We start from the raw sequence: 24,640 nt of genomic DNA, 5'->3' as shown, positions 1-24,640 counted from the left end.
ATCAGATAGTGTCGATTGTCGACGATGAAGAGGCCGTTCGCCTCGCGACGGAGAGCCTGGTGCGCTCGTTCGGCAGGCAGACACGCCTGTTTGCCTCGGCGGAGGAGTTCCTGCAATCGGGCCTGCTCGCCGTCACCGCCTGCCTGATCTCCGACGTGATGATGCCCGGCATGTCCGGTGTGGCGATGCATGAACGCATCCTGTCGCTCGGCTATACGCCGCCGACGATCTTCATCACTGCGTTCCCCACCGCAGACCTCAAGGCCCGCGCGGCCGAGAACGGCGCGCTGGCCGTGCTCGACAAGCCGGTGGACCCGGACGCCATCGCCCACTGGCTCAGCGTGGCGCTGGACCTGCCATCGTAGATCGACGAATGCCGGAAGGTGGCGTCCGCTCAGGCCGGCTTGCGCGGCTGTGGCTGGACGCCCAGTGACTCGGCCTTGCGGACCAGATCGGCCACCGAGCGCGCGGCCATCTTCTTCATGACCCGGCCACGGTGGATCTTCACGGTGACTTCCGTGAGATCCATCTCATAGGCGATCTGCTTGTTCATCAGGCCGGCCACCACGAACACCAGCACCTCGCGCTCGCGCGGGGTCAGCGATTCGTAGGCCGTGCGCAGACCCGCCACCGACTGCTCGGCGGCCAGCCGCTCGCCGTCACGGGCCAGGGCGTTGGCCACTGCGTCCAGCATGTCCTGGTCGCGGAACGGCTTGGCGAAGAAATCGACCGCGCCGGCCTTCATCGCCTTCACCGTCATCGCAATATCGCCATAACCGGTCATGAACACGATCGGCATGCGCACGCCACTCTTGGCAATCTGCTCCTGGAACGCGAGGCCGCTCTCGCCGCGCAGGCGGACATCGAGAATCAGGCAGCTCGGCGCATCATGCTTGGGAAACGCCAGGAATTCCTGCGACGACTCGAAAGTCTCCACGCGCAGGCCGGTGGAGCGCAGCAGGCCGCTCAGGGCGAGCCGGACCGCCTCGTCGTCATCGACCACGTAGACCACTCGCTCCTTGCTGTCCTGCGGGCTTTTGGCCAACGTCGTTTGCGACCACGAACTCATCTCGCCTCCTGGGGGGTTACTGCGTCGATCACCTTCGCTATTGTGGCTATTGTAGGTGATTTACTATGTGCAGGCGCTGCCGCACCACCGCCGGGCGCGGACACGAAAAAGGCCCCGTTCCGGGGCCTTTCCCTACCGCCTTCGTGACGAATTTGTCACGCTTGCGGAACCTGGATTCAGGCGAAGTTCTGCGACGCGAAGTCCCAGTTCACCACGTTCCAGAATGCCTCCACGTACTTCGGACGGGCATTGCGGTAGTCGATGTAGTAGGCGTGTTCCCACACGTCGCAGGTCAGCAGCGGCTTGGCGTCGGTGGTCAGCGGCGTGGCGGCGTTGGAGGTGGAGACCAGGTCCAGCGAACCGTCGGTCTTCTTCACCAGCCAGGCCCAGCCGGAGCCGAACGTGCCCACGGCGGTCTTGGTGAACTCTTCCTTGAACTTGTCGAACGAGCCCCACTTGGCGTTGATGGCATCTGCCAGCGCGCCGGTCGGCTGGCCGCCGCCGTTGGGCTTCATCGAATCCCAGTAGAACGTGTGGTTCCACACCTGGGCGGCGTTGTTGAAGATGCCGCCCGACGACTTCTTGACGATGGCTTCCAGCGTGTCGTTCTCGAACTCGGTACCCTTGATCAGGTTGTTCAGGTTCGTGACGTAGGTCTGGTGGTGCTTGTCATGATGGAACTCCAGGGTCTCCTTGGAGACGTGCGGAGCCAGGGCATCATGCGCGTAGGGGAGCGGGGGGAGCTTGTGTTCCATTGTTCTGTCTCTTGGTTTGGGGTGGGGAGTTGCCGATTGTAGGTGACTTGCCAGACCCGCGCAAACGCGGGCGGAATGCCCCCTGGACTCATGTTAGTTTGCGCGGAAGACAATGTCGGGTCGATTGAGAATCAGTCCCATCACGGCTCCAGAACGACTTCAGAACGACTTCAGAACGCCGCCAGCTTGGCCTGCACCCCGGCGATTTCCAGGTCCGCCACGCCATCGGCCAGATGCGCCTCCACCACGCTGCCCGCGCGCAATTCGGCCGGCGAGCGCAGCGCCTTGCCACGCTGATCCAGCAATACCGCATAGCCGCGTTCCAGCGTGCGCTGCGGCGCCAGCAATTCCAGCGCGCCGGCCACGCGGCCCAGCCGCTGGCTTTCGCGCTCGTGGCGGCGCACGGCGGCGGCGTCCAGGCGCGCGGCCAGCCGGCCCAAATCGGCCTGTGCGGCCGCCACGTCGGGGCGGCACGCGCGCCAGCGCATCGCCAATACGTCCTGCCGGTGGCGCTGCGCGGACACCGTATCGCGCAGGGCTGCACGCAAGTGCCGGGCCAGATTGTCGACCCGCGCGCGCCGCTCCTGCAGTTGCGCCTGCGGGCTGCGCAGCCGCCGCGCCAGCCATTCCAGGTGCTGCGCGCGGCGTTCCATCTGCCGGTCCAGGCTTTGCGCCAGCGCATCGCGCGCGCGGCGAACCGCCTGCAGCAGATGCGCGCGGTCCGCGCTGACCAGTTCCGCCGCGCCCGTGGGCGTGGGGGCGCGCACATCGGCGACGAAATCGGCAATCGTGAAATCGGTCTCGTGGCCCACGCCGGACACCACCGGCACGGCGCTGCGCGCAATCGCGTGCGCCACCACTTCCTCGTTGAACGACCAGAGATCCTCGATGCTGCCGCCGCCCCGGCACAGGATCAGCACGTCGCATTCGCGCCGCGCACTGGCGATATCGAGCATGGCGGCGATCTTCTCGGCCGCGCCGGCGCCCTGCACTGGCACTGGATAGACGATGACCGGCACATGTGGCGCGCGCCGCTGGAGCGTAGTCAGCACGTCGCGCATCGCTGCCGCCTGTAGCGACGTCACCACGCCAATCGTGCGGGCGTGGCTCGGAATTGGTCGTTTGCGTTCGGGAGCGAACAGACCGGCCTGGGCAAGTTTTTCCTTGAGGCGCAGGAAAGCCTCGTAAAGATTGCCCATGCCGGCGCGGCGCATGGCCTCCACACCCAGTTGCAGCTCGCCGCGCGCCTCGTACATCGACACCAGCGCGCGCACTTCCACCGCCTCGCCTTCGCGCGGGGCGAAATCCACGTGCTGGTTGCGCCCCCGGAACATCACGCAGCGGATCTGCGCGCGGGCGTCCTTGAGCGAGAAATACCAGTGACCGCTCGCCGCGCGCGTGAAGTTCGAGATTTCTCCGCGCACCCAGGCCAGCGGGAAGCTGCGCTCGAGCACGCCGGCAATCGCATGGTTCAGCTCACTGACGGGAATGACCTCCCGGGTCCGCGCGGACACGGCGGGCATCGCGGGCGGCAGGTTGCGCGGAACATTCTCAAAGTCGGGCATGGCGCACGGCCGCACAGGCGGCGTGGAATGGACATGTCCACAGCATACCCGCTGTGTCAAGTGGTACACCCCGGGCCGCGCCGATCGCTCGGATTGCCGCATCCATCCGTACAACCCTTTGATTCTTATGAGGAATCGGGTCGGACCAAAAAACAGGCAATGTAAGAGAAAACCTTACGCGTCAACCACTTACGGCCAGCGGCCGCATCTTGTTCACAAAGTTATCCACAGAAGTTCTGGATAATCAATTTGTCAAGCGTTTTGCCTGTGGAGAACTTCCGCCGATGCGCGGCGCTTGCGCTACAGCAACGGCTGGCGAGTTGCGATGTCGATCCCCGCTCACCGGGCACCGCAGTGCACCAAAAGTGCCTGATTTTTCAGCAATCGAACGGAAGTCCATATCGATCAATGACTTAACCCGCTTGTCCGGCGCTTATCCACAAGCGGTCCACAGTACTGTCCTGCTTTCATGTGGAAAGCGGTCGACTTTTTCCGGACAGGCGGCGCGAAGGGCCCCTTCGGCCACCTTCCTGCGCCCTTTCGCTCCCTTTGGCTCATTTGCCCGTTTTTTAGGCAGGGCACGGTTCCCCGTTATGGATCAACGGCTTAGGCGGCTTCTCAGAACGCTGTCCACAGCGGGTCCACAGTCCTGTCCCGCGCCGCTGTGGACAGCGGTGGCGGTCGGACTCCGGCACCTGCGCCGCCAGGCCGCATCGCGCACCCGCCGCGTTTGCCTGTTTTTTGGGCAACGCCATGGACACCCTTTCCAATCAAGGGCTTAGCCCGCTTTTCAGGCAGCTTTCCACAACCCGTCCACAGCACTGTCCCGCGCCAATGTGGAAAGCCACGCAGACAGCCACGCAGACAGCCACACGAGCCGCCCGGGCCGGGCCGATGCGCGCCTGAGACAGCACGCGCGCGAGTGTCTTGCCGCGCGCCGAGGGGCGGGTTAGAGTGGCGCCTGCATTTTTCGAGCATTGCCGCGGCGCGCCGGGTCCATCGGTGCGCAACAAAGGCTGCCGCGCATTGGCGGTACCGCACCGGTACCTCGCTGTCCGTTTCGGGTCTGTTGGTTCTGTAGATTTCGGGGGTCCACGTGTTTTCCATCATTCAAGCGGCCGGCTGGCCGATCTGGCCACTGCTGCTCGCCTCGATCATTGCCCTCGCGCTGATCGTCGAACGTTTCCTCACCCTCAAGCGCAGCAAGGTGCTGCCGGCCCGTCTGTACGAGGAGGCCCTGTCGGCCGCCCAGCAGCGCAAGGCCACGCCCGAGGTGGTGAACAATCTCGAGAAGAATTCCCCGCTGGGCCGCGTGCTGGCCGCCGGCCTGCGCCATGTGGTGCTGCAGCCGCATACCTCGCGTGACGCCGCCAAGGATGTCGTCGAGGAAGCCGGCCGCGTCGTGGCGCATGAGCTGGAGCGCTACCTGAACGCGCTCGGCACGATTGCCTCGGTGGCCCCGCTGATGGGCCTGCTCGGTACTGTGATCGGCATGATCGAGATCTTCGGCAGCCAGGGCGGCACCGGCGCCAACCCGGAACAACTGGCGCACGGCATCTCGGTGGCGCTGTACAACACGGCTTTCGGCCTGATCGTGGCCATTCCGGCGCTGATCTTCTGGCGCTACTTCCGCCGCCGCGTGGACGACTACGTGGCCGAACTCGAATTCCGCGCCACCACGTTCCTCGACGCGATCCTGCCCCAGCGGCGGGCCTGAGCCGCGGGGACGCGCCATGCATTTCCGTTCCCGCCAGCGGCGCGAGGAGCCCGAGATCAACCTGATCCCGCTCATCGACGTCCTGCTCGTGATCCTGATCTTCCTGATGATCACGACCACCTATTCGCGCTACACCGAGCTGCAGATCCAGCTGCCGACCGCTGACGCCGAGCGCGCCCCGCAGCGGCCGAGCGAGATCGTCGTGTCGGTCTCGGCCCGTGGCGTCTACTCGGTCAACAAGCAGGTGCTCGAACAGAAGGACGTGACGAGCCTCGCCGATCAGCTACGCAACGCAGCCGGCCCCCTCGGCAATGGCCCGCCGCCCGTGGTCATCGTCAATGCCGATGCCCAGGCGAGCCATCAGGCCGTCATCAATGTGATGGAGGCCGCACGTGTGGCCGGCCTGTCGCGCCTGACCTTCGCCACGCAGAGCACGCAGCAACGCTGACCTGCCCCGGTATACCCGGCGGCCCACGCCCAAAGGGCGCCGGGCCGCTGGTGTACCATCCGCACCGGGCTTGCGGCGTGCGCCGCGCAATGCCCATAATGTCTGCATGCCGATCGATGGCGCGCCAGCCGGTGCGCCATCGCCGATTTCCGTCCGCCCTATCGTCGCCTCCGCCGCCCGCATGCCCGCTCCCCGACACGCCGTAGCCGACTTCGTCACCGCCCAGTGGCAGCGCCGCGGCTGGTTCGCGCGGCTGATGTGGCCGGCCTCGCTGCTGTTCGGCCTGATCGCCCGGGTGCGCCGGCACGGCTATCTCAACGGCTGGTTCAAATCGACCCGACTGCCGATGCCGGTGATCGTGGTCGGCAATGTCACCGTGGGCGGCACCGGCAAGACACCGGCCGTGATCGCGCTGGCGCGCGCGCTGACCGAAGCGGGGCTGCGGCCCGGCGTGGTCTCGCGCGGCTATGGCGTGTCGCTGAAGCATCCGCGCCGCGTGAAACCCACCTCGCAGGCCAGCCAGGTGGGCGACGAACCGCTGCTGATCGCGCGCGCCACCGACGTGCCGGTCTGGGTCTATCCGGACCGCGCGCTGTGCGCGCAGACCATGCTGGTGTCCCACCCCGGCGTGAACGTGCTGCTGCTCGACGATGGCCTGCAGCACTACAAGCTCCAGCGCGACTTCGAGATCGTGATGTTCGACACCCGCATGGGCGGCAACGGCATGCTGCTGCCGGCCGGCCCGCTGCGCGAACCGCTGACCCGTCCGCGCGACGCCACGCTGATCAACGACCCGCACTTCCGCGCCACGCCCGACAAACCCGATGTCTACGGCATGCGCCTGGAACTCGACGACGCGTGGCAACTGAACGACCCGACCATGGTGCGCCCGCTCTCCACCTTCGCGGGGCGGCGCGTGCTGGCCGCGGCAGGCATCGGCAATCCGGAACGGTTCTTCGCCAGCCTGCGCGGCGCCGGCCTCCAGCCCGCCACGCTGCCGCTGCCGGACCACTACGACTTTGCCGAGGACCCGTTCGCGGACCACCCGGCGGCGCTCGATGCCGACGTCATCCTGATCACCGAAAAGGATGCCGTAAAATGCGACCGCTTCGACGACCCGCGCATCTGGGTCGTCCCCACCACGCCCGTGATCGACGCGGGCCTGATCGACAAAATCCGCCGCGCCGTGCAGGCGCGCAACCCGGCCATCGCCACGCCCGTCACCGTGGGGCAAGCCGCCCCCGCAGCAAACGGGGCGACGACCGGGCTCGACAAGGAATCCCACGATGGACAACCGGCTGCTTGAAATCCTCGTCTGCCCGCTCTGCAAGGCCAAGCTCGAATACGACCGCGCCGCGCAGGAACTGATCTGCCACGCGGACAAGCTGGCCTACCCCATCCGCGATGGCATTCCGGTCATGCTGGCCGATGAAGCGCGCCAGACCGTGCCGGGCCGCGTGGTGCCCGTGGAGCCGTCCGCCCCGGCCGCCGGCAACTGAGTTTTCCCGCGATGCGTATTCCCGCCTTCACCGTCGTGATTCCGGCCCGGCTCGCCTCGACGCGCCTGCCGAACAAGCCGCTTGCCGATATTGGCGGGCACCCGATGATCGTGCGCGTGGCCGAACGCGCCCACGCCTCGTCCGCGCGCCGTACCGTGGTGGCCACCGATGCCGCCGCCGTGGCCGAAGCCTGTGCCGCGCACGGTGTGGAGGCGGTGATCACGCGCGCCGACCATCCGTCCGGCACCGACCGCCTCGCCGAAGTGGCCACCCTGCTGGGCCTGGCCGACGACGACATCGTGGTCAATGTGCAGGGCGACGAACCGCTGATCGACCCGAACCTGATCGACGAGGTGGCGCTGTATCTGGCCGCCCATCCCGATTGCGCGATCGCCACGGCGGCGCATCCGCTCGATGACGTGGCGGAGGTGTTCAATCCGAACGTGGTGAAGGTGGTGTGCGACAACCTCGGCCGGGCGCTGTATTTCTCGCGCGCGCCGATTCCGTGGGCGCGCGACGCCTGGACCGCCGTGCCCACGCAGCCGGCGGCCAGCGCCACCGTGCCGCTGCCGGCCATGCCGGTGCTGCGCCATATCGGCCTCTATGCCTACCGCGCGGGCTTCCTGCGCCGGTTTCCGACGCTGGCCGTCGCCCCGATCGAGCAGACCGAGGCCCTGGAGCAGCTACGCGCCATGTGGCACGGTGAGCGGATCGGCGTGCTGGTGACGGGGGCAGCACCTGCCCCCGGTGTGGACACCCAGGCCGACCTCGAACGCGTGCGCGCCCTGTGGGCCAGCAGCGTGGCGCAGGAAGGTCCGTGACAGCATTCCTGCACGGAAGTTCATACTGCTGCAACCTGAACGGAATCCGAACCGTACTGCCCGTGGCATAATGCTTGCCGATACAGAGCCCGTGGGCGCGTGCTACGCGTCCGCATAAGGCTCGGTGGGGAGATAGAGAAAGCGAGCCAGACCGTGAGCCCCGCTGCCTTCGGCAGCCGAGTGCGCCCGGGCGCCAACCATGACGTGACGTCGGCACGACTTGCCGGCGTAAGTCCTGCGTCAAGTTGCGGCGTTACCCTCCTTCGATACCCCCGCAAGACCGAATTCAAATTGTTCTGAGGACCCGTAAATGCGTTTGATCCTGTTGGGCGCACCTGGCGCCGGCAAAGGCACGCAAGCCAAGTTCATCTGCGAAAAGTTCGGCATTCCGCAAATCTCCACGGGCGACATGCTGCGCGCCGCGGTGAAGGCCGGTACGCCGCTGGGTATCGAAGCCAAGAAGGTGATGGACGCGGGCGGGCTGGTGTCCGATGACATCATTATCGGCCTGGTCAAGGACCGTCTTAAGGACTGCGACTGCGAAAAGGGCTATCTGTTCGATGGCTTCCCGCGCACCATTCCGCAGGCCGAGGCGATGAAGGAAGCCGGCGTGGCCATCGACTACGTGCTGGAGATCGACGTGCCGTTCGACGCCATCATCGAGCGCATGAGCGGCCGCCGCGTGCACGTGGCTTCGGGCCGCACCTATCATGTCAAGTTCAACCCGCCCAAGCAGGACATGCTGGACGACGTGACCGGCGAAGCGCTGATCCAGCGCGACGACGACAAGGAAGAAACCGTGCGCAAGCGCCTGGACGTGTACTCGCAGCAGACCCGTCCGCTGGTCGACTACTACTCGAACTGGGCCGCCAACGGTGACGCGTCGGCCAAGGTGTCGCCGCCCAAGTACCGCAAGATCGCGGGCGTGGGCGATGTGGACAAGATCACGGCCTCCGTGTTCGAAGCGCTGAAGTAAGCGCACCGCGCCGCTGTACCGAGAAAGGCGACCTCCGGGTCGCCTTTTTTTCGTCCGCGCGTTCGTTTTTTATCCGCAGTCTTTCCCATGACGGTCGATTTACGTTAACGTAAACGGCAATCTGACCACAGGAAACCAAGGAGACAGGCGGATGGACATCCAGAACAACGTATTCATCGTTACCGGCGGCGCATCGGGACTGGGCGCGGGCACCGCGCGGATGCTGGCGCAAGCCGGCGGCAAGGTCGTCATCGCCGACCTGAACGAGGCGGCCGGGACCGCGCTGGCCGAGGAATTGGGCGGCCAGTTCGTGAAGTGCGATGTGGCGTCCGAGGTGGATGGCCAGGCGGCTGTCGACGCCGCGCTGAAGCTTGGCCGGCTGGCCGGGCTGGTCAACTGCGCGGGGATCGCCGTGGCGGCCAAGACCGTCGGCAAGGATGGCCCCCACCCGCTCGCTTCGTTCGAGAAGACCGTGCGCGTGAACCTGATCGGCACGTTCAATATGATCCGGCTGGCCGCTGCCGCCATGGTGCGCAACACGCCCGACGCCGATGGCGAGCGCGGCGTGGTCATCAATACCGCCTCGGTGGCGGCGTACGACGGGCAGATTGGCCAGGCGGCCTACGCGGCGTCCAAGGGCGGCGTGGTCGGCATGACGCTGGCCATCGCCCGCGACCTGGCGCGCGACGGCGTGCGCTGCATGACCATCGCCCCCGGCCTGTTCGAGACCCCGATGCTGATGGGCATGCCGCAGGAAGTGCAGGACGCGCTCGGCCGGATGGTGCCGTTCCCTCCGCGTCTGGGCCGTCCGGCCGAGTATGCGATGCTGGTGCAGGCCATCGTCGTCAATACGATGATGAACGGCGAGGTGATCCGCCTCGATGGCGCGATCCGGATGCAGCCGAAGTAAGTACCGACGCTACCCGGCCGTCGGCAGCAGCATGCCGAGCATCAGGCCCGGCGCGGCCGGCGGCACCATCGTGATCTGTTCGAAGGCAAGCAGGCCGCGCGTCGGGTGATGAAACCCGCGCCGGCCGCCCTGGCGCTCCTCCACATCCTGCGAGGCCCAGGCCGCGCGAAACGCCGCGCTCTCCGCCCGCAATCCCTCCACCAGCGCCCGCGTCGGCGGGTCTTCGGCATGGCGCAGGCTGTGCACGCGGAACTCCGCCACCAGCCGCGCCGCCCGATGCGGCCAGTCCTCGACCAGTGCCTGCAAGGCCGGCGACAGGAACATCGCACGCATCAGGTTGCGCTCCGTACTGCCGGGATCGAGCCAGCCGACGAACAGGTCGGCCGCCGCCGCATTCCACGCCAGCGCATTCCATTGCCGATCAAGCAGATAGGCGGGGCCGGCGATCGCATGCACGCTGGCCAGCAGCGCGGGCGGCACGGCCGGCTCGGCGTCATCGCGCGGGGCGGGACGGCCCGCCAGCGCGAACAGGTAACCGTGCTCGGCGCGCGAGAGCCGCAGCGCCTGGGCCAGGCTGGTCAGCGCACGCGCGGACATCGACACCGGCCGGCCCTGCTCCAGCCACGTCACCCAGGTCGCGCTGAGCCCGGCCAGTTGCGCGACTTCCTCACGACGCAATCCAGGGGTGCGGCGCCGCCGGCCGGGCGGCAGGCCCACATCGGCAGGCGTGAGGCGCTCCCGGTGGGCGCGCAGGAAGGCGCCAAGTTCGGCTTCGCGCGATGAAGGGGCAGATGGCTCGGACATGGTGGTGCTTCTTATACCAGGATAAATCGGTCACTTGTACCGGGAAAACGTGCCGTCTACAGTACGTGAACCCTTGGGCCCAAGGCAAGTCTTCCCCCGTCCAAATAGAACAATGAGGCACCCCATGCAACAGCAGGAACTCGTCGCGGCGCAGTTTGGCGCCACCGCGCAGGCTTATCTCACCAGCGCGGTCCACGCCCAGGGCGCGGATCTCGATCAACTCAAAGCCGCCCTCGCCCACCTGAAGCCGGTGGGCCATAGCCGCGTGCTCGACCTGGGCTGCGGCGCCGGCCATGCCAGCTTCGCTGCGGCGACGCAGGCCAATGCGGTAGTCGCGTACGACCTCTCGCCGTCCATGCTCGACGTGGTGGCGGGCGCCGCGCGTGAGCGAGGACTGACGAACATCACCACACAGCAGGGCGCGGCCGAGACGCTGCCGTTCGCCGATGCCAGCTTCTGCGCCGTGGTCTCGCGCATGAGCGCCCATCACTGGCGCGACGTGCCCGCCGCGCTGCGCGAAATCCGCCGCGTGGTAAAGCCGCAGGGCAAGCTGGTGATGATCGATATTGCCGGCGCCGACGATCCGCTCTGCGATACGTGGCTCCAGTCGGTGGAGTTGCTGCGCGATCCGTCACACATCCGCGACTTTTCGCCGACGCAATGGGCGGCGCTGTGCGAAGCGGCGGGATTCGATGTGACGGTGTCACCGACCTGGCGGATCGAACTCGATTTCGATACCTGGGTGGCGCGCATGCGCACGCCCGAGGTGGCGGTGGCCGCCATCCGCCATCTCTGGCAGCAGGCGCCCGCCGAGGTGCGCGAGCGCTACCGGGTGCAGCCAGACGGCAGCTTCTCGCTGGAGGCGACCATGGTGACCGCCACGCCGCGCATCGGATAAGGCTGTTAACTAATTAGTCAGGACCGCTTCGGCCGGAATCGGCAGCGTCTGGACCATCTGCCAGACCGCTGCCGCCGCCGGCGAGAGCGAGCGATCCTCGCGCCGGACCATGACGATGCTGCGCTCCTCGCGCGGCGTGAGCGGGCGCGACACCAGCGGCGACGCCTCCGGCAGCGGCAGTGAGAACGACGGCAGCACCGACGCCCCAATCCCCGCCTCCACCATTCCGAACACGCTGGCCGAATGGCCCAGCTCCTGCACCACATGCGGCGCCACGCCATGGCGCGCGAAGATCCGGTCGATCAGCGGCCGGCTGCCGGACGCGAAATCGAGCAGCACCAGCCGTTGACCGTGCAAGGCGGTCCATGAGACCGATTTGGCGTCCGCCAATGGGTGATCCCGGCGGCACACGAAGCAGAAGGGATCGGTCGCCAGCGGGGCGATGGTCAGCCCTTCCCGCGCCATCGGATCGATCAGCACGCCGAAGTCCACCGCGCCGGCACGGATCTGTTCAAGGCCATCGGCCTGCACGTTGTCACGCACGAACAGGCGGATTTCCGGGTACTGGCGTGCGCATTCCGCCACATACATCGGCATCAGGCGGGCGGAGATGGTGGGTGCGCTGGCGATCACCACGCGGCCTCGGTAGCGCTCGCCCAGTTGGCGGGTTTCCTCGAGGGTGTCGTCCAGCTGGCCGAGCAGCCGCTCCAGCGCTGGCACCAGCGCCGTGCCGGCATCGGTCAACACCACCTCGCGCGTGGTGCGATCCAGCAGCCGCACGCCAAGTGCTTCCTCAAGCTCTGCCACGCCCCGGCTCACCGCCGGCTGCGTGAGGCCGACGGCATCCGCCGCCCGGCTGAAACTGCCGTGCGCCGCCACCGCCAGAAAGACCCGCAACTGCCGCAATGTGTAATTCATGCAACGATCAGATGAATCAATACGATAAATGAATTTGCATTCTAGACGCCGTTGGCGTCCAATACCAAGCGGAAACCCTTAAGCACTATCCCCAATGTCTGCCATCCTGACTCCCTTCAAAAAGCTGTACGACCTGATCGACGGCTTCGTCCTGATCATGCTGACCGCGATTGCGGTGGCGCTGATCGCCCCCGAGGTCGGTACCGGTGACGGCCCGCTGCACCTTGGCATTGTCACCAACCTTGGCGTCGCGCTGGTGTTTTTCCTGCACGGCGCAGCGCTCTCGCGCGACAAACTCGTGGCCGGCGCGCGTCACTGGCGCCTGCACGTGTTCGTCCAGGCGTTCACCTACGTGGTGTTCCCGGTGGTGGGCGTGGTGCTGATGTTCGCGCTGCGCGACGCGCTGCCGGCAGACCTGCTGCTCGGCGTGTTCTTCCTGTGCGTGCTGCCGTCCACGGTGTCCTCGTCGGTGGCCATGACGTCGATGGCGCGCGGCAACGTGCCGGGCGCCATCTTCAACGCCACCATCTCGGGCCTGATCGGCATGGCGCTCACGCCGCTGCTGATGGGCCTGGTGATCAGCGCCTCGGGCACCGGCAACATGCCGCTGGGCCGCGCGCTGACTGGCGTGGCGCTGCAACTGCTGCTGCCGTTCGCACTGGGCCAGCTGGCCCGTCCGCTGATCGGCAACTGGCTGGCAAAGAAGAAGCAGATCACCAGCAAGATCGACCGTGGCGTGATCGTGCTGATCGTCTATTCGTCGTTCTGCGATGCCACGGCCGCTGGCCTGTGGCACCAGTACCACTGGCAGACCATCGGCGCGGTGATGGGTATCGCGGCGATCCTGCTGATCGTGGTGCTCGGCGCCACCACCTTCGTCGCCCGCCGCCTCGGTTTCTCGGTGGAAGACGAGATCACGGCGGTGTTCTGCGGCTCGAAGAAGAGCCTGGCGAACGGCATTCCGATGGCCAAGATCCTGTTCGCGGGCCATCCCGCGCTGGGCCTGCTGGTGCTGCCGCTGATGGTCTACCACCAGCTGCAACTGATCGTCTGCTCGGTGATCGCCGGCCGCTACGCCAGCCGCGACGACGCCCCCGAGGCGCGCGGCACGGCGCGCGCCTGAGCCGCACCCCCCTCTCCCTCCCCGCATGACAAAAGCGGCGCCCTCGGGCGCCGCTTTTTGTTTCTGACCAGTACGAAAAGGGCTTACACCGACGGATTCTTCGCCAGCGGCGGGTTCTTCGCGAAGTACGCCTTGATGCCGCGCAGGATGGCGTTGGCCAGCTGCTCCTGGTGCGCGTCGTCGTTGAGCTTGCGCTCCTCTTCCGGGTTACTGATGAAGGCGGTCTCGATCAGGATCGACGGAATGTCCGGCGCCTTGAGCACGGCAAACCCGGCCTGCTCCACGCTGCCCTTGTGCAGCTTGTTGATGCCGCCGATCTCGCCCAGCACGGCCTTGCCGACCTGCATGCTGTCGTTGATCTGCGCCGTGGTGGACAGGTCCAGCAGCACGCGCGCCACCTGGGCATCCTTGTTGCCCATATTGGTCCCGCCGATCAGATCGGCGTTGTTTTCCTTGTTGGCGAGCCAGCGGGCGGCAGTACTGGACGCGCCCCGCTCCGACAGCGCGAACACGGACGCCCCGCGCGCCTCCGGCGACAGGAAGGCATCGGCGTGGATCGACACGAACAGGTCGGCCTGCACGCGCCGCGCCTTCTGCACGCGCACGTTCAGCGGCACGAAGAAGTCCGAGTCGCGCGTCATCATCGCGCGCATATTGGGCTGGGCGTCGATCTTGGCGCGCAGCCGGTGCGCGATCTGCAGCACCACGTCCTTTTCGCGCGAACCCGCCGCGCCGATGGCGCCGGGGTCCTCGCCGCCGTGGCCGGGGTCAAGGGCCACGGTCAGCAGGCGGCGCATCTTGAACTGGCTGGGCGGCGGCACATTGGTCTGGGCCATCGGCGGCGGCACGGGCGGTGCCGAGGGAGCCGAAGGGGTAGAAGGCCTGGGCTTGACCTGCGCGACAGCCGGCGGCGGCGCCGTGGTGGCCGGCGGGAGCTGGTCCTTATCCTCGAACTTGCGCACCAGCGCGCCAATCGCATCTTCCTCGGCCCCGGGCGGCGCGCCGGACACGCCCTCGCTGCCGGCCGGCGGCGGGGTCTGGGCGAAGCGGCGCTGCTTGTCCTCGGTATCGCGCACCAGCTTCCAGAGCGGATCGGGCGGATTCACCGGGTAGAGGTCGAACACGAGCCGGTTGCGATAGTTGCCGATCGGGGCCAGCGTGAACACCTGCGGCGAGACGTCTTCCTTGAGGTCGAACACCATCCGCACCACGCGCGGCCGGTTCTGGCCCACGCGCACGGTCTGGATATAGGGGTCGTTGGTGCTGATCTTGGCCACCAGCTCGCGCAGCGTGGGCGAGAGGTCGAGGCCGTCGATATCGACCACCAGGCGGTCCGGGCTGCGGATCATCTGGTGTTGCGCGGCCAGCGGCGCGTCGGACTCGATGGTCACGCGCGTGTAATCCTCGGCGGGCCAGACGCGCACGGCCACGATGCCGGCGCCGCGTGCAATCTGCGGGCCGACGAGGGTCAGCACCACCGTGCCCGCGCCCAGCCGCGCAGCCTGCGCCATCCACTTGCGCCGGGCCTGCAGCAGTCCGTCGGGTCCATCGGGTCGGTCGGTGGCGAGTCGCTTGATCAGCATGCGTTCAGCAGGATAAGTCCAGTGGGAGTATAGGCCCGCAGCGTGGCCATGCGGGGATCGGCGCCTTCCGGATCGGCGCCCGCGGCCAATTCCAGCGCGCGGATGTCCGATTGGAGCAACACGTGGAGGTCCGGTTCCCCAAGCAGGCGGCCCGCCTTTTCCGGCCATTCGACGAGATTGAACGCCGGCTCGGCGAAACAGTCGCGGAATCCGGCGTCGATCCACTCCTCGGGGTCCGCGAAGCGGTACAGGTCGAAGTGGTAGACGGTGAGGGGCGAGCCATCGGCCCGGGCCACCTCGTAGGGCTCGCACAGCGTGTAGGTGGGGCTGCGGACCTTGCCCGCGTGGCCCAGCGCGCGCAGCACGGCGCGCGAGAGCGTGGTCTTGCCCGCGCCCAGGTCGCCCGAGAGCTGCACATGCACCGTGCGCGGCGGCATGGCCTGCACCGTGGCGGCCAGCGCGGCGCCGAAGCGGGCGGTGGCGGCCTCGTCCAGCAGCGTCAGGATGCGTTCTTCGAGCAGGGGCATTGCGTACAATTCAGGAATGATCGATGTCGCAGCACCCGCCCCCACTGAAATCTCGCCACAGGCGCCACCGGATCTGGCCGCCCTGGCGCAGTCCATGCGTGGCTGGGGCGCGGCGCTTGGCTTCGATGCGATCCGCATCGCCGATGTCGATCTGCGCCACGCGGAAGCGGGCCTGTTGGCGTGGTTGCAGGCGGGCTACCACGGCGACATGGATTATATGGCCAACCACGGCATGCGGCGCGCCCGGCCGGCCGAACTGGTGCCGGGCACGGTGCGGGCCATCGTCGCCCGCATGCCCTATTTGCCTGCCGAAGGCCCTGACGACTGGCGCGGCCACGAACTCGCGCGGCTCGACGATCCGTCCACGGCCGTGCTCTCGCTCTACGCCCGGGGCCGCGACTATCACAAGGTGCTGCGCAACCGGCTCCAGCAGCTGGCGGCGCGCATCGAGCAGGCCATCGGCCCGTTCGGCTATCGCGTATTCACGGATTCCGCGCCGGTGATGGAGGTGGCGCTGGCCAGCCAGGCCGGGCTGGGCTGGCGCGGCAAGCACACGCTGCTGCTGGACCGCGACGGCGGCTCGATGTTCTTCCTCGGCGAAATCCTCGTCGACCTGCCCCTGCCTGCGGACCCGCCCGAGGCCCCCCACTGCGGCAACTGCCGCCGCTGCATCGACATCTGCCCCACCGCCGCCATCCTGGAGCCGTACCGGCTCGACGCCCGGCGTTGCATTTCTTACCTGACTATCGAGCACAAGGGGCCGATTCCCGAGGAATTCCGCGCGCCGATGGGCAACCGCGTCTATGGCTGCGACGACTGCCAGCTCGCCTGCCCGTGGAACAAGTTCGCGCACCGGGCCACGCTGCCCGATTTCGATGTGCGCAACGGCTTCGACGCGCCCGACATGGTCGACCTGTTCGACTGGACCGAGGCCGAGTTCAACCAGCGGCTGGAAGGCAGCCCGATCCGCCGCATCGGCCATGAACGCTGGCTGCGCAACCTCGCCGTGGGGCTGGGCAACAGCCTGCGCGCGGCGGCCGGTACCGATCCGGCGCTGGCCGGGCGCATCCGCGCCGCGCTGCGGGCCCGGCAGGACGCCGCCACGCCGCTTGTGCGCGAGCATATCGACTGGGCACTGGCCCAGGACCCCTCCCCGGCCGCCCCCGCTCCCTAGCTGACCAGCGCCAGCCAGAACGGCGTGGTGACGATGGCGGCGATGGTCATCAGCGAGATCGTCGCCGCCACCATCGGCCCATTGCCGCCCATGCGCACCGCGAGGATGTACGCGCTCGGCGCCGTGGGCAGCGAGGCGAACAGCACCACGATCTGGTACTGGAGCGCCGTCAGCGGCAGGTAGCGGCCAGCCAGCCACGCGAAGGCCGGCATCGCCAGCAGCTTCACGCCGCACCACCACGCCACCGGCCCGATCGCGCCCATGGCGCCGCGCATCTGGAGCCCGGCGCCCACGGTCATCAAGCCCAACGCCGTGGAGGCCGAGCCGATCCGGTTGAGCGTCATCGCCACCACTTCGGGCGGATGCAGGCCAAGCAGGTTGGTAATCAGCCCGCCCGCCGTGGCCAGGATCAGCGGATTGCGCGCCAGCTCGCGCAGCAGCCGGGACTCCCCATGCCGCGCCAGCGCCCACACCGCCACCACGTTGCACAGCGGCACGGTCACGCCCACGACCAGCGCCATCAGCGCGAGCCCCTCGCTGCCGCCCAGCCGCGACGCCAGGGCCAGCCCGATATAGGAATTGAAGCGGAAGGCGGTCTGGAGCCCCGAGGCGAAGTCGCGCGGGGCCGGCCGCAGCACGAATTTGACGAGGCAGCCCGTGACCACGCCCAAGAGCGTGGTGGCCAGCGCCAGCCCCAGCATGGCCGAGGTGGAGGAGAAATCGAACCTGGCACTGTTGGTGGATTGCAACAGCAACGCCGGGAACAGGACGAAGTAAACCAGGCGTTCCACGCCGGACCAGAACACGCGGTCGAACGGCGTGTAGCGGACCAGCAGCCAGCCGATCAGGATCAGGCTGAAGTCCGGCACCAGCAGCAATGCTGAAGACATGTCTCTTTAGTTTTTATGCACGACAGACCACCCTTGTGACGCATGCGGCAACCGGGAACGCGGGCGGGGAACCCCCACGGCAGGCACGGCCAAATGTGCAGACTAGGGCAGATACGGATGGGTATTGTTCCAGAACTCCGGCAACATGGCATGCCAAATTTCGTCTTGCCCGCCGCACCCATGAAGGTCCCCGCCCGCCGATCCACCGCTCTCCGCAGACACGCCGCCGCGCTCGCCGTGGCCGTGGGCCTGCTGTCGCCGCTGTCGGCCATCTCCACGCATGCCATGGCGATGGAGATCGAGGGGGTGCGCTTCGACGACGCCACGCGCGTCGGCGGCAAGGAGCTGCAGCTGAATGGCGCCGGGCTGCGCGCGGTGTTCGTCATCAAGGGCTACGCGGCCGGGCTCTACCTGCCCGAGCGTTCGCGCAACGCCACCGTGGCGCTGGGCACGCACGGGCCCAAGCGGCTGCAGATCCGCCCGCTGCGCGAGGTGGAGTCCGATGCCTTCGTCAAGGCGCTGAACACGGGCCTGCGCGAGAACCACTCCGAGCCGCAGCTAAAGCTGCTGGCCGACCGCCTCACCCAGCTCGAGCAGACCATGAACCTGGTCGGCACGGCGCGCCGGGGCGATGTCATCAACTTCGACTACGCCCCCGAAAGCGGCACCGTGGTGGCCGTCAACGGCATCCCGCGCGGGCGGCCGATTCCGGGCGAGGACTTCTACCAGGCGGTGCTGCGCATCTTCCTGGGCGAACATCCGGTGGACCGCGAACTCAAGCGCGGCCTGCTGGGCGGCTGAATCCGCAACGCCGCCGGCGCAACGCTCGCCGGCGTTTTATGACCTCCCCGGGCGCGATCCGTCCGGCTTTCAGAACGGGAGACTCTCTTCTCATGCACGCTCGTAAAACCGCACTGACCCTGGCCGTTGCCGCCATCGCCTCGGTGGCTTCCGTGGCGCACGCGCAAAGCTTTCCGACCAAGCCGATCCGCCTGATCATTCCGTTCGCGCCGGGTGGCACCACCGACATCGTGGGCCGTGGCGTGGCCGACCAGATGAGCCGCATCCTCGGCCAGCCCGTGGTGGTGGAAAACCGCGCTGGCGGGGGCGGTTCGATCGGCGCCGACGCCATCGCCAAGGCCCCGCCGGATGGCTACACCATCGGCATCTCCACGGTTTCGACCATGGCCGTGAACCCGGCCTGCAACCCGAAGCTGTCGTACGACCCGATCAAGGACTTCAAGCCCATCACGAACGTGGCCAACGTGGCCAACGTGATCGCCGTGAATCCGAACTTCCCGGCCAAGGACTACAAGGAGTTCCTGGCCGTGCTGAAGGCCAATCCGGGCAAGTACTCGTATGCGTCGTCGGGCACCTGCGGCTTCGGCCACATGCTGGGCGAGCAGTTCAAGGTCTCGACCAAGACGTTCATGGTGCACATTCCGTACCGTGGCGCAGGCCCGGCGCTGAACGACGTGCTGGCCGGCCAGGTACCGATCATGGTGGACAACCTGCCGTCGTCGATGCCCTACATCAAGGCCGGCAAGCTGCGCGCGCTGGTGGTGGCGTGGGACAAGCGCGTGGACGGCCTGCCCAACGTGCCGACCTTCGGCGAAATGGGCCTGAAGGAGCCGAATGACCCGGCCTGGTACGGCCTGGTGGCCCCCGCCGGCACGCCGGACGACGTGATCGCCAAGCTGAACGCGGCGGCCGTCAAGGCGCTGCAGGACAAGGACTTCGTCCAGCGCCTGCGCACGGCTGGCGCCGAGCCGTCGGGCAACACCCCGGCCCAGCACGCCGCCGAGATCAAGAAGGAATTCGACAAGATGAAGACGCTTGTGAAGGTGCAGAACATCAAGCTGGAGCAGTAAGTACGCCCAAGTGGCCCTTCAGGACCACGAGTTTTGCTCCCTCTCCCCTCAGTGGGAGAGGGTCGGGGAGAGGGGTGGTCCAGCATGCGACCACATCAAGCGGAGCCTTCGGTGTGTTCCAGCATGCGGGCTCCGGCCAGCGCCTGCCCTCTCTCCCGGCCTCTCTCCCAGAGGGAGAGAGGCGCAAACCGCAGCACCGGCGCGAATCGGCATAAAATCCGGGGTCATCACCCCAGCCGTCCGCCAGCCATGTCCCACCGCTTCGATGCCGTCCTGCCCGCGCCTTTCGGCAAGATCGGCGTGCGTGCCGATGGCGAGCACGTCCACGAAATCGTCTACCTGCCCGACAGCTTCGAGCTGATTGCCCCGGCCAGCGCCCTCGCGCGCCGCGTGGCCACGCAGCTGGACGCCTACTACGCCGACCCCGACACCGTGTTCGACCTGCCGCTGGCCCATCGCGGCACCGCGTTCCAGCGCAAGGTCTGGGACGCCATCTCGGCCGTGCCGCGTGGCGGCCTGACCACCTACGGCACCATCGCCAAGCGCCTGCAAAGCATGCCGCGTGCCGTGGGGCAGGCGTGCGGGCAGAACTGGTTCCCGGTGGTCATTCCCTGCCATCGCGTGGTGGCCGCCAACGGGCTGGGGGGCTTCGCCCATCATGGCGAGGAAGGCTTCCATCTCGGCGTGAAGCGCTGGCTGCTGCGCCACGAGGGCGCGATGCTGCTATGAGCGAGGTTGTGCACGCCGAGGCCCCGGCCGGCACCGATCCCAGCGCCGATCTCGCGCTGGTCGATCGCTTCTGCGACGCGCTGTGGCTGGAAGACGGCCTGTCGCGCAACACCATCGACGCCTATCGCCGCGACCTCGCCCTGCTGGCACGCTGGCTCCACGGCGCCGCCCACGGCAAGCTGCTGGGCGTGGACGACACCCTGCTGTCCGCCTACTTCGCCGCGCGCCATCTGGAGACACGGGCCTCGTCGGCCAACCGGCGGCTCACCGTGTTCCGCCGCTTCTACCAGTGGGCGCTGCGCGAGCACATGATCCAGGCCGATCCGTGCCTGCTGCTGCGGCCCGCCAAGCAGCCGCCGCGCTTTCCGAAGACGCTCTCCGAAGCCCAGGTCGAGGCCCTGCTCGAAACCCCCGATACCGACACCCCGCTGGGGCTGCGCGACCGCACCATGCTCGAGCTGATGTACGCGAGCGGGCTGCGCGTGTCCGAGCTGACCAACATGAAGACCGTGGAAATCGGCCTGAACGAGGGCGTGGCGCGCATCGTGGGCGGCAAGGGCAACAAGGAGCGGCTGGTGCCGTTCGGCGCGCAGGCCGGCGACTGGCTGCGTCGCTACCTGGCCGAGTCGCGCCCCGCGCTGCTGGCCGGGCGCCCCTGCGACGCGCTGTTCGTCACGCAGCGCGGCGAAGGCATGACGCGCCAGACCTTCTGGCACCTGATCAAGAGGCACGCGCGCGAAGGCGGCATCCATGCGCCGCTTTCGCCACATACGCTGCGGCACGCGTTCGCCACGCACCTGCTGAACCATGGCGCCGACCTGCGCGTGGTGCAGCTGCTGCTGGGCCATGCCGATATCTCCACCACGCAGATCTACACGCACGTGGCGCGCGAGCGCCTGCGCGAGTTGCATCTCCACCACCATCCGCGCGGCTAACCCCCTGCCGCGCCGCGCCTCATGAGCAAAGCGAAACACATCTCCGAGACCCCCGCCACGCAGATGCTGCGCCGGCATGGCGTGGATTTCGGCGAGCATCCCTATGAATATGTCGACCACGGCGGCACCGGCGAGTCTGCCCGCCAGCTGGGCGTGCCCGAGCACGACGTGGTCAAGACCCTGGTCATGGAGGACGAGCGCGCGCAGCCGCTGATCGTGCTGATGCATGGCGATTGCTCGGTCTCGACCAAGAACCTGGCGCGGCAGATTGGCTGCAAGAGCGTGCAGCCGTGCAAGCCCGAGGTGGCGCAGCGCCACAGTGGCTTCATGGTCGGCGGCACGTCGCCGTTCGGCACGAAGAAGCGGATGCCGGTCTATGTGGAGGCCGGCGTGCTGGCGCTGGAGCGGATCTATATCAACGGCGGGCGGCGCGGCTATCTGGTCAGCATCGCGCCGGAGGTGCTGACGCGGCTGCTGGAGGCCAAGCCGGTCGAGTGCGCCCTGCCGGACTGAAATCGGATTGAATCGGGGCTGACCCGAGCCTGACTGACACGGACGGGCGCGCTACAATCGCGCCAGCCTGAAACCCCCAAAAAGATTCCCCTGCAATGGTCAACCTGCTATTCGCCGTCGTCGCCTACCTGATCGGGTCGGTGTCCTTTGCCGTCGTGGTCAGCAAGCTCATGGGCCTGCCGGACCCGCACAGCTATGGCTCGGGCAACCCCGGCGCCACCAACGTGCTGCGCACGGGCAACAAGAAGGCGGCCATCCTGACGCTGATTGGGGACGGCCTGAAGGGCTGGTTCGCGGTCTGGCTGGCCCGGCACTTCGGCCCGGGCTACGGGCTGGAGGATTCGGGCGTGGCGCTCGCGGCGCTGGGCGTGTTCCTGGGCCACCTGTTCCCGGTGTTCCACCGTTTCGCGGGTGGCAAGGGCGTGGCCACGGCCGCCGGCATCCTGTTCGCGATCCATCCGCTGCTGGGCGCCGGCACGCTGGCCACCTGGCTGATCATCGCGTTCTTCTTCCGCTATTCGTCGCTGGCCGCGCTGGTGGCGGCCATCTTCGCGCCGTTCTTCTATGTGCTGATGTTCGGCGTGGATATCATCACCGGCGCGGTCTTCGTGATCGGCGTGCTGCTGGTGGTGCGCCACCGCCAGAACATCGCCAAGCTGCTGGCCGGCAAGGAAAGCCGGATCGGCGAGAAGAAGAAGGCTGGCTGAGGGCACCTCGCCAGCCTGACCGCTACTGTCCGTTACTGACCGTTACGCGGCCTGCGCCAGCGCCGCGAACGGGAACACCATCTCCACCCGCAGGCCGCCGTCGGGCCGGTTGAGCAGCATCAGCCGCCCGCCGCCCTGCCGCACCAGGCGGTCCACGATGGCCAGGCCGAGTCCCGAGTGGGCATTGCCACCACGCGCCGGGTCCAGCCGCACGAATGGCAGCGTCACGCGCTCCATCGCCTCTTCCGGAATCCCGGGTCCCTGATCTTCCACCGTCAGCCGCCAGCCGTCCGGCCCCCGTGCCGTCGCCACGCAGACGGGCGGCGCGCCATAGGCATAGGCGTTGTCGACAAGATTGCCGATGATGCGATCGAGCTGGGTGGCGATCATCCGGAAGCCCTCGCCAGCGGCCAGTTCCAGCACCACGGTGCGGTCCTGCTCCTGCAGCGACAGCGCCAGTTCGCCGATGCGCTTGTCCACCGGCACCGGGCGGGCGGTGGGCTCGCTGCTCTGGGCGAAGCTCAGGAACTGTTCGACGATCGCCGCCATGGAGTCCACGTCGCGGGTCACGCCGGCCGCCGCCTTGGGGTCGGACAGCATCTCGGCACGCAGCCGCAGCCGCGCCAGCGGCGTCTTCAGGTCGTGGGCGATGCCGGCCAGCATCGTATTGCGCTCCTGGTCGATGCGCGCGAGGTCCGCCACCATCCGATTGAAACGCACGATCAACTGGCGCAGCTCATGCGGCCCGCGCTCGCGCAGCGGCTTGACCGCATGCTGGCGGGAAAGCTGCTCGGCGGCCTCGGCCATGTCGCGCACCGGGCGCTGGATCTGCCACGCAATCAGCAGCGCGAAGATGATCGCCACCCCCACCACCAGCACCACGCCGGGCACCATGCGGTTGTCGGGCGGCGGATTGTGCACGAACAGAATCGGCATGGCGATCCACTGCGCGCGCGTGGGCAGCTTGATCCAGAGGCGCGGCGTGGTCTCGTCTTCCAGGCGGATCTGCGTGCCGGCGGGCAGCTGGCGCACGAACTGCTCCACCAGCCGGCGCGGCCGGCCGGGCGCCGGATCGGCCGAATGCTCGTCGGCCTCGGCGGTATCGGCCACCTCGACCAGGCTCGGCAGCGCCACCGGCGGCTTCGCGTCCAGCGCGCGCTCGATACTCTTCAGCTGGAACATCATCTGCTCCACCGAATAGTCGATCTGCTGCTGCCGGCGGTCCATGCGCAGGATGGCCAGCCACGAGAAATGGCTGATGAACAGCACGGCCGCAATCAGCAGCGCCATGCGGCCGAACAGGGTGTCGATCCTCAGCTTCATTGCGGAATGCTGTCCTCGGCTTCGTCAGGCACGAAGGTGTAGCCCCGGCCCCGTACGGTCTGGATATAGCGCGGACGCTGGGCGTCCTCGTCGAGCAGGCGGCGCAGGCGCCAGATCTGCACGTCGATGCCGCGGTCGCTGATGCCGCTGGCACTGCCGTACATCAGCTCGACGATGCGTTCGCGCGAGAGCACTTCCAGCGGGTGGGACAGCAGCAGCTTGAGCAGCGCGAACTCGGTATCGCTGATCTGCACCGACTGGTCGTTGCGCAACAGCGTGCGCAGCCGGAAATTGACGCGGAACGGGCCGAACGCCACCGATTCGCGGTCCTCGGGCGCGGCGGCCGGGCGCGCCAGCTTGCGCCGCAGCACCGCGTTGATGCGCGCCAGCAGCTCGCGCGGCGAGAACGGCTTGCCGAGGTAGTCGTCGGCGCCGATCTCCAGCCCGACGATGCGGTCGATCTCGTCGCTGCGCGCCGTGAGCAGGATCACCGGGATGTCGTCGTTCTTGGCGCGCAGGTTACGCAGCGCGGTCAGGCCGTCCACCTTCGGCATCATCAGGTCGAGCACGATCAGCGCCGGCCGCTCGCGCTCGAGGCGGGCCTGGAGGCCATCGCCATCGTGCAGGACCGAGACGGCAAAGCCCTGGCTGGTCAGGTACTCGCGCAGGAGGTCGCGCAGTTCGGGATCGTCGTCGACGACGAGGATCTGGGTAGGCTGGTTCGTTCGCATAGCCACATGATAGTCAGGCCGGCAGCGCCAGATGGCGATTTACCCCGACCGTTTTGTTTCCGGAGGTTACACCCGGCGCCATCGTAATCCGATGTAATAAAAGCGGGACGCCACGAAACAGGTGGGATGGCGGCGGCACATTATCCTTCAGGCC

27 protein-coding genes are annotated in these 24,640 nt (G+C 67.6%); 17 read left to right on the top strand and 10 right to left on the bottom strand.

The features are described 5' to 3' along the window. Positions 1–8: 8 nt before the first annotated feature. Positions 9–365 carry a response regulator transcription factor gene (locus tag AC1DFU_RS20995; RefSeq protein WP_369823513.1) on the top strand — a complete coding sequence of 119 codons (357 nt, stop codon included), beginning with the start codon at positions 9–11 and terminating at the stop codon, positions 363–365. Between the two features lie 29 nt (positions 366–394). Here the strand turns inward: AC1DFU_RS20995 and AC1DFU_RS20990 are convergent, their stop codons facing one another. The 3 genes from AC1DFU_RS20990 to xseA form a co-directional block, all read right to left on the bottom strand. Beyond that, entirely contained in the window at positions 395–1,069 is a 675-nt protein-coding gene (locus tag AC1DFU_RS20990; RefSeq protein ID WP_092298086.1) for a response regulator transcription factor, read from the bottom strand. Positions 1,070–1,245: 176 nt separating this feature from the next. Continuing rightward, complete coding sequence (locus AC1DFU_RS20985; protein ID WP_092298083.1) at positions 1,246–1,824, bottom strand: superoxide dismutase; 579 nt, start codon at positions 1,822–1,824, stop codon at positions 1,246–1,248. Positions 1,825–1,994: 170 nt separating this feature from the next. After that, positions 1,995–3,389: an exodeoxyribonuclease VII large subunit gene (xseA, locus tag AC1DFU_RS20980; protein WP_092298080.1), complete on the bottom strand. Its 1,395-nt coding sequence runs from the start codon at positions 3,387–3,389 to the stop codon at positions 1,995–1,997. Between the two features lie 1,096 nt (positions 3,390–4,485). On the opposite strand from xseA, the gene AC1DFU_RS20975 reads away from it, so the two are divergent. The 7 genes from AC1DFU_RS20975 (at position 4,486) to AC1DFU_RS20945 (ending at position 9,760) form a co-directional block, all read left to right on the top strand. Beyond that, entirely contained in the window at positions 4,486–5,106 is a 621-nt protein-coding gene (locus AC1DFU_RS20975) for a MotA/TolQ/ExbB proton channel family protein (protein ID WP_092298078.1), read from the top strand. A gap of 16 nt (positions 5,107–5,122) precedes the next feature. Then, the gene (locus AC1DFU_RS20970) at positions 5,123–5,554 is read left to right on the top strand and encodes an ExbD/TolR family protein (RefSeq protein WP_441591798.1); all 432 of its coding nucleotides are present in this window, start codon (positions 5,123–5,125) and stop codon (positions 5,552–5,554) included. A gap of 181 nt (positions 5,555–5,735) precedes the next feature. After that, entirely contained in the window at positions 5,736–6,860 is a 1,125-nt protein-coding gene (lpxK, locus tag AC1DFU_RS20965; RefSeq protein WP_441591796.1) for a tetraacyldisaccharide 4'-kinase, read from the top strand. Continuing rightward, positions 6,841–7,053 (top strand): Trm112 family protein, encoded by a 213-nt coding sequence (locus AC1DFU_RS20960; RefSeq protein WP_092298073.1) that lies wholly within the window; start codon positions 6,841–6,843, stop codon positions 7,051–7,053. Before lpxK ends, AC1DFU_RS20960 begins: the two co-directional genes overlap by 20 nt. Positions 7,054–7,064: 11 nt before the next feature. Beyond that, positions 7,065–7,874: a 3-deoxy-manno-octulosonate cytidylyltransferase gene (gene kdsB / locus AC1DFU_RS20955; protein WP_441591794.1), complete on the top strand. Its 810-nt coding sequence runs from the start codon at positions 7,065–7,067 to the stop codon at positions 7,872–7,874. A gap of 310 nt (positions 7,875–8,184) precedes the next feature. Beyond that, positions 8,185–8,850 (top strand): adenylate kinase, encoded by a 666-nt coding sequence (adk, locus tag AC1DFU_RS20950; RefSeq protein ID WP_092298067.1) that lies wholly within the window; start codon positions 8,185–8,187, stop codon positions 8,848–8,850. 151 nt (positions 8,851–9,001) lie between these two features. Next, a complete protein-coding gene (locus AC1DFU_RS20945; protein WP_441591792.1) occupies positions 9,002–9,760 on the top strand; it encodes a 3-hydroxyacyl-CoA dehydrogenase in 759 nt (252 codons plus the stop codon). Between the two features lie 9 nt (positions 9,761–9,769). Here AC1DFU_RS20945 and AC1DFU_RS20940 read toward each other — a convergent pair whose 3' ends face one another. Continuing rightward, complete coding sequence (locus AC1DFU_RS20940) at positions 9,770–10,564, bottom strand: helix-turn-helix transcriptional regulator (RefSeq protein WP_441591790.1); 795 nt, start codon at positions 10,562–10,564, stop codon at positions 9,770–9,772. A 124-nt stretch (positions 10,565–10,688) separates the two neighbouring features. On the opposite strand from AC1DFU_RS20940, the gene AC1DFU_RS20935 reads away from it, so the two are divergent. Beyond that, positions 10,689–11,462, top strand: a complete 774-nt coding sequence (locus tag AC1DFU_RS20935; RefSeq protein WP_092298058.1) for a class I SAM-dependent methyltransferase — start codon at positions 10,689–10,691, stop codon at positions 11,460–11,462. A gap of 9 nt (positions 11,463–11,471) precedes the next feature. Here the strand turns inward: AC1DFU_RS20935 and AC1DFU_RS20930 are convergent, their stop codons facing one another. After that, a complete protein-coding gene (locus AC1DFU_RS20930) occupies positions 11,472–12,380 on the bottom strand; it encodes a LysR family transcriptional regulator (protein ID WP_441591788.1) in 909 nt (302 codons plus the stop codon). Between the two features lie 94 nt (positions 12,381–12,474). Here AC1DFU_RS20930 and AC1DFU_RS20925 point away from each other — a divergent pair, with 94 nt between their 5' ends. Further along, on the top strand, positions 12,475–13,503 hold the full coding sequence (locus tag AC1DFU_RS20925; RefSeq protein ID WP_092298052.1) for a bile acid:sodium symporter family protein: 1,029 nt from the start codon (positions 12,475–12,477) through the stop codon (positions 13,501–13,503). Positions 13,504–13,586: 83 nt separating this feature from the next. On the opposite strand, the gene AC1DFU_RS20920 is transcribed toward AC1DFU_RS20925, so the two are convergent. Then, a complete protein-coding gene (locus AC1DFU_RS20920; RefSeq protein ID WP_092298049.1) occupies positions 13,587–15,086 on the bottom strand; it encodes an N-acetylmuramoyl-L-alanine amidase in 1,500 nt (499 codons plus the stop codon). Beyond that, positions 15,080–15,613: a tRNA (adenosine(37)-N6)-threonylcarbamoyltransferase complex ATPase subunit type 1 TsaE gene (gene tsaE, locus AC1DFU_RS20915; protein ID WP_441591786.1), complete on the bottom strand. Its 534-nt coding sequence runs from the start codon at positions 15,611–15,613 to the stop codon at positions 15,080–15,082. The genes AC1DFU_RS20920 and tsaE overlap by 7 nt, the downstream gene beginning before the upstream one ends. A gap of 16 nt (positions 15,614–15,629) precedes the next feature. Between tsaE and queG the strand changes: the two genes are divergently transcribed. After that, positions 15,630–16,787: a tRNA epoxyqueuosine(34) reductase QueG gene (gene queG, locus AC1DFU_RS20910; protein WP_255370918.1), complete on the top strand. Its 1,158-nt coding sequence runs from the start codon at positions 15,630–15,632 to the stop codon at positions 16,785–16,787. Here queG and AC1DFU_RS20905 read toward each other — a convergent pair. Further along, on the bottom strand, positions 16,784–17,677 hold the full coding sequence (locus AC1DFU_RS20905) for an AEC family transporter (RefSeq protein WP_441591785.1): 894 nt from the start codon (positions 17,675–17,677) through the stop codon (positions 16,784–16,786). The two genes, queG and AC1DFU_RS20905, sit on opposite strands and share 4 nt — an antisense overlap. Positions 17,678–17,857: 180 nt before the next feature. Here AC1DFU_RS20905 and AC1DFU_RS20900 point away from each other — a divergent pair, with 180 nt between their 5' ends. From AC1DFU_RS20900 to plsY, 6 genes are all read left to right on the top strand, one after another. After that, the gene (locus AC1DFU_RS20900) at positions 17,858–18,478 is read left to right on the top strand and encodes a chalcone isomerase family protein (protein ID WP_255370917.1); all 621 of its coding nucleotides are present in this window, start codon (positions 17,858–17,860) and stop codon (positions 18,476–18,478) included. Positions 18,479–18,570: 92 nt separating this feature from the next. Next, positions 18,571–19,548 (top strand): tripartite tricarboxylate transporter substrate binding protein BugE, encoded by a 978-nt coding sequence (locus tag AC1DFU_RS20895; RefSeq protein WP_092298037.1) that lies wholly within the window; start codon positions 18,571–18,573, stop codon positions 19,546–19,548. A 249-nt stretch (positions 19,549–19,797) separates the two neighbouring features. Then, complete coding sequence (locus tag AC1DFU_RS20890) at positions 19,798–20,277, top strand: methylated-DNA--[protein]-cysteine S-methyltransferase (protein WP_441591783.1); 480 nt, start codon at positions 19,798–19,800, stop codon at positions 20,275–20,277. Continuing rightward, on the top strand, positions 20,274–21,212 hold the full coding sequence (gene xerD / locus AC1DFU_RS20885) for a site-specific tyrosine recombinase XerD (protein ID WP_441591781.1): 939 nt from the start codon (positions 20,274–20,276) through the stop codon (positions 21,210–21,212). Before AC1DFU_RS20890 ends, xerD begins: the two co-directional genes overlap by 4 nt. A 21-nt stretch (positions 21,213–21,233) precedes the next feature. Beyond that, the gene (locus tag AC1DFU_RS20880) at positions 21,234–21,725 is read left to right on the top strand and encodes an aminoacyl-tRNA deacylase (protein WP_092298028.1); all 492 of its coding nucleotides are present in this window, start codon (positions 21,234–21,236) and stop codon (positions 21,723–21,725) included. A gap of 95 nt (positions 21,726–21,820) precedes the next feature. After that, positions 21,821–22,432, top strand: coding sequence for a glycerol-3-phosphate 1-O-acyltransferase PlsY (gene plsY, locus AC1DFU_RS20875; RefSeq protein WP_092298025.1), 612 nt, complete (start codon positions 21,821–21,823; stop codon positions 22,430–22,432). A gap of 42 nt (positions 22,433–22,474) precedes the next feature. Here plsY and AC1DFU_RS20870 read toward each other — a convergent pair whose 3' ends face one another. Both AC1DFU_RS20870 and AC1DFU_RS20865 read right to left on the bottom strand, forming a co-directional pair. Further along, a complete protein-coding gene (locus AC1DFU_RS20870; RefSeq protein ID WP_092298022.1) occupies positions 22,475–23,755 on the bottom strand; it encodes an ATP-binding protein in 1,281 nt (426 codons plus the stop codon). Then, positions 23,752–24,486, bottom strand: a complete 735-nt coding sequence (locus tag AC1DFU_RS20865) for a response regulator (protein ID WP_092298018.1) — start codon at positions 24,484–24,486, stop codon at positions 23,752–23,754. The genes AC1DFU_RS20870 and AC1DFU_RS20865 overlap by 4 nt, the downstream gene beginning before the upstream one ends. Positions 24,487–24,640 lie beyond the last annotated feature (154 nt).

It is taken from the genome of Cupriavidus sp. 10L45 (genome assembly GCF_056395225.1).
Note: the sequence above shows the minus strand (reverse complement) of the source record. Positions and strands in the feature narration are given on the sequence as shown.

Excerpts from the sequence above, each read along its gene's own strand:
- AC1DFU_RS20990 (WP_092298086.1), bottom strand. The coding sequence starts at position 1,069 with ATGAGTTCGTGGTCGCAAACGACGTTGGCCAAAAGCCCGCAGGACAGC.
- AC1DFU_RS20985 (WP_092298083.1), bottom strand. The coding sequence starts at position 1,824 with ATGGAACACAAGCTCCCCCCGCTCCCCTACGCGCATGATGCCCTGGCT.
- xseA (WP_092298080.1), bottom strand. The coding sequence starts at position 3,389 with ATGCCCGACTTTGAGAATGTTCCGCGCAACCTGCCGCCCGCGATGCCC.
- AC1DFU_RS20970 (WP_441591798.1), top strand. The coding sequence starts at position 5,123 with ATGCATTTCCGTTCCCGCCAGCGGCGCGAGGAGCCCGAGATCAACCTG.
- lpxK (WP_441591796.1), top strand. The coding sequence starts at position 5,736 with ATGCCCGCTCCCCGACACGCCGTAGCCGACTTCGTCACCGCCCAGTGG.
- AC1DFU_RS20960 (WP_092298073.1), top strand. The coding sequence starts at position 6,841 with ATGGACAACCGGCTGCTTGAAATCCTCGTCTGCCCGCTCTGCAAGGCC.
- kdsB (WP_441591794.1), top strand. The coding sequence starts at position 7,065 with ATGCGTATTCCCGCCTTCACCGTCGTGATTCCGGCCCGGCTCGCCTCG.
- adk (WP_092298067.1), top strand. The coding sequence starts at position 8,185 with ATGCGTTTGATCCTGTTGGGCGCACCTGGCGCCGGCAAAGGCACGCAA.
- AC1DFU_RS20945 (WP_441591792.1), top strand. The coding sequence starts at position 9,002 with ATGGACATCCAGAACAACGTATTCATCGTTACCGGCGGCGCATCGGGA.
- AC1DFU_RS20940 (WP_441591790.1), bottom strand. The coding sequence starts at position 10,564 with ATGTCCGAGCCATCTGCCCCTTCATCGCGCGAAGCCGAACTTGGCGCC.
- AC1DFU_RS20935 (WP_092298058.1), top strand. The coding sequence starts at position 10,689 with ATGCAACAGCAGGAACTCGTCGCGGCGCAGTTTGGCGCCACCGCGCAG.
- AC1DFU_RS20930 (WP_441591788.1), bottom strand. The coding sequence starts at position 12,380 with ATGAATTACACATTGCGGCAGTTGCGGGTCTTTCTGGCGGTGGCGGCG.
- AC1DFU_RS20925 (WP_092298052.1), top strand. The coding sequence starts at position 12,475 with ATGTCTGCCATCCTGACTCCCTTCAAAAAGCTGTACGACCTGATCGAC.
- AC1DFU_RS20920 (WP_092298049.1), bottom strand. The coding sequence starts at position 15,086 with ATGCTGATCAAGCGACTCGCCACCGACCGACCCGATGGACCCGACGGA.
- tsaE (WP_441591786.1), bottom strand. The coding sequence starts at position 15,613 with ATGCCCCTGCTCGAAGAACGCATCCTGACGCTGCTGGACGAGGCCGCC.
- queG (WP_255370918.1), top strand. The coding sequence starts at position 15,630 with ATGATCGATGTCGCAGCACCCGCCCCCACTGAAATCTCGCCACAGGCG.
- AC1DFU_RS20905 (WP_441591785.1), bottom strand. The coding sequence starts at position 17,677 with ATGTCTTCAGCATTGCTGCTGGTGCCGGACTTCAGCCTGATCCTGATC.
- AC1DFU_RS20900 (WP_255370917.1), top strand. The coding sequence starts at position 17,858 with ATGAAGGTCCCCGCCCGCCGATCCACCGCTCTCCGCAGACACGCCGCC.
- AC1DFU_RS20895 (WP_092298037.1), top strand. The coding sequence starts at position 18,571 with ATGCACGCTCGTAAAACCGCACTGACCCTGGCCGTTGCCGCCATCGCC.
- AC1DFU_RS20890 (WP_441591783.1), top strand. The coding sequence starts at position 19,798 with ATGTCCCACCGCTTCGATGCCGTCCTGCCCGCGCCTTTCGGCAAGATC.
- xerD (WP_441591781.1), top strand. The coding sequence starts at position 20,274 with ATGAGCGAGGTTGTGCACGCCGAGGCCCCGGCCGGCACCGATCCCAGC.
- AC1DFU_RS20880 (WP_092298028.1), top strand. The coding sequence starts at position 21,234 with ATGAGCAAAGCGAAACACATCTCCGAGACCCCCGCCACGCAGATGCTG.
- plsY (WP_092298025.1), top strand. The coding sequence starts at position 21,821 with ATGGTCAACCTGCTATTCGCCGTCGTCGCCTACCTGATCGGGTCGGTG.
- AC1DFU_RS20870 (WP_092298022.1), bottom strand. The coding sequence starts at position 23,755 with ATGAAGCTGAGGATCGACACCCTGTTCGGCCGCATGGCGCTGCTGATT.
- AC1DFU_RS20865 (WP_092298018.1), bottom strand. The coding sequence starts at position 24,486 with ATGCGAACGAACCAGCCTACCCAGATCCTCGTCGTCGACGACGATCCC.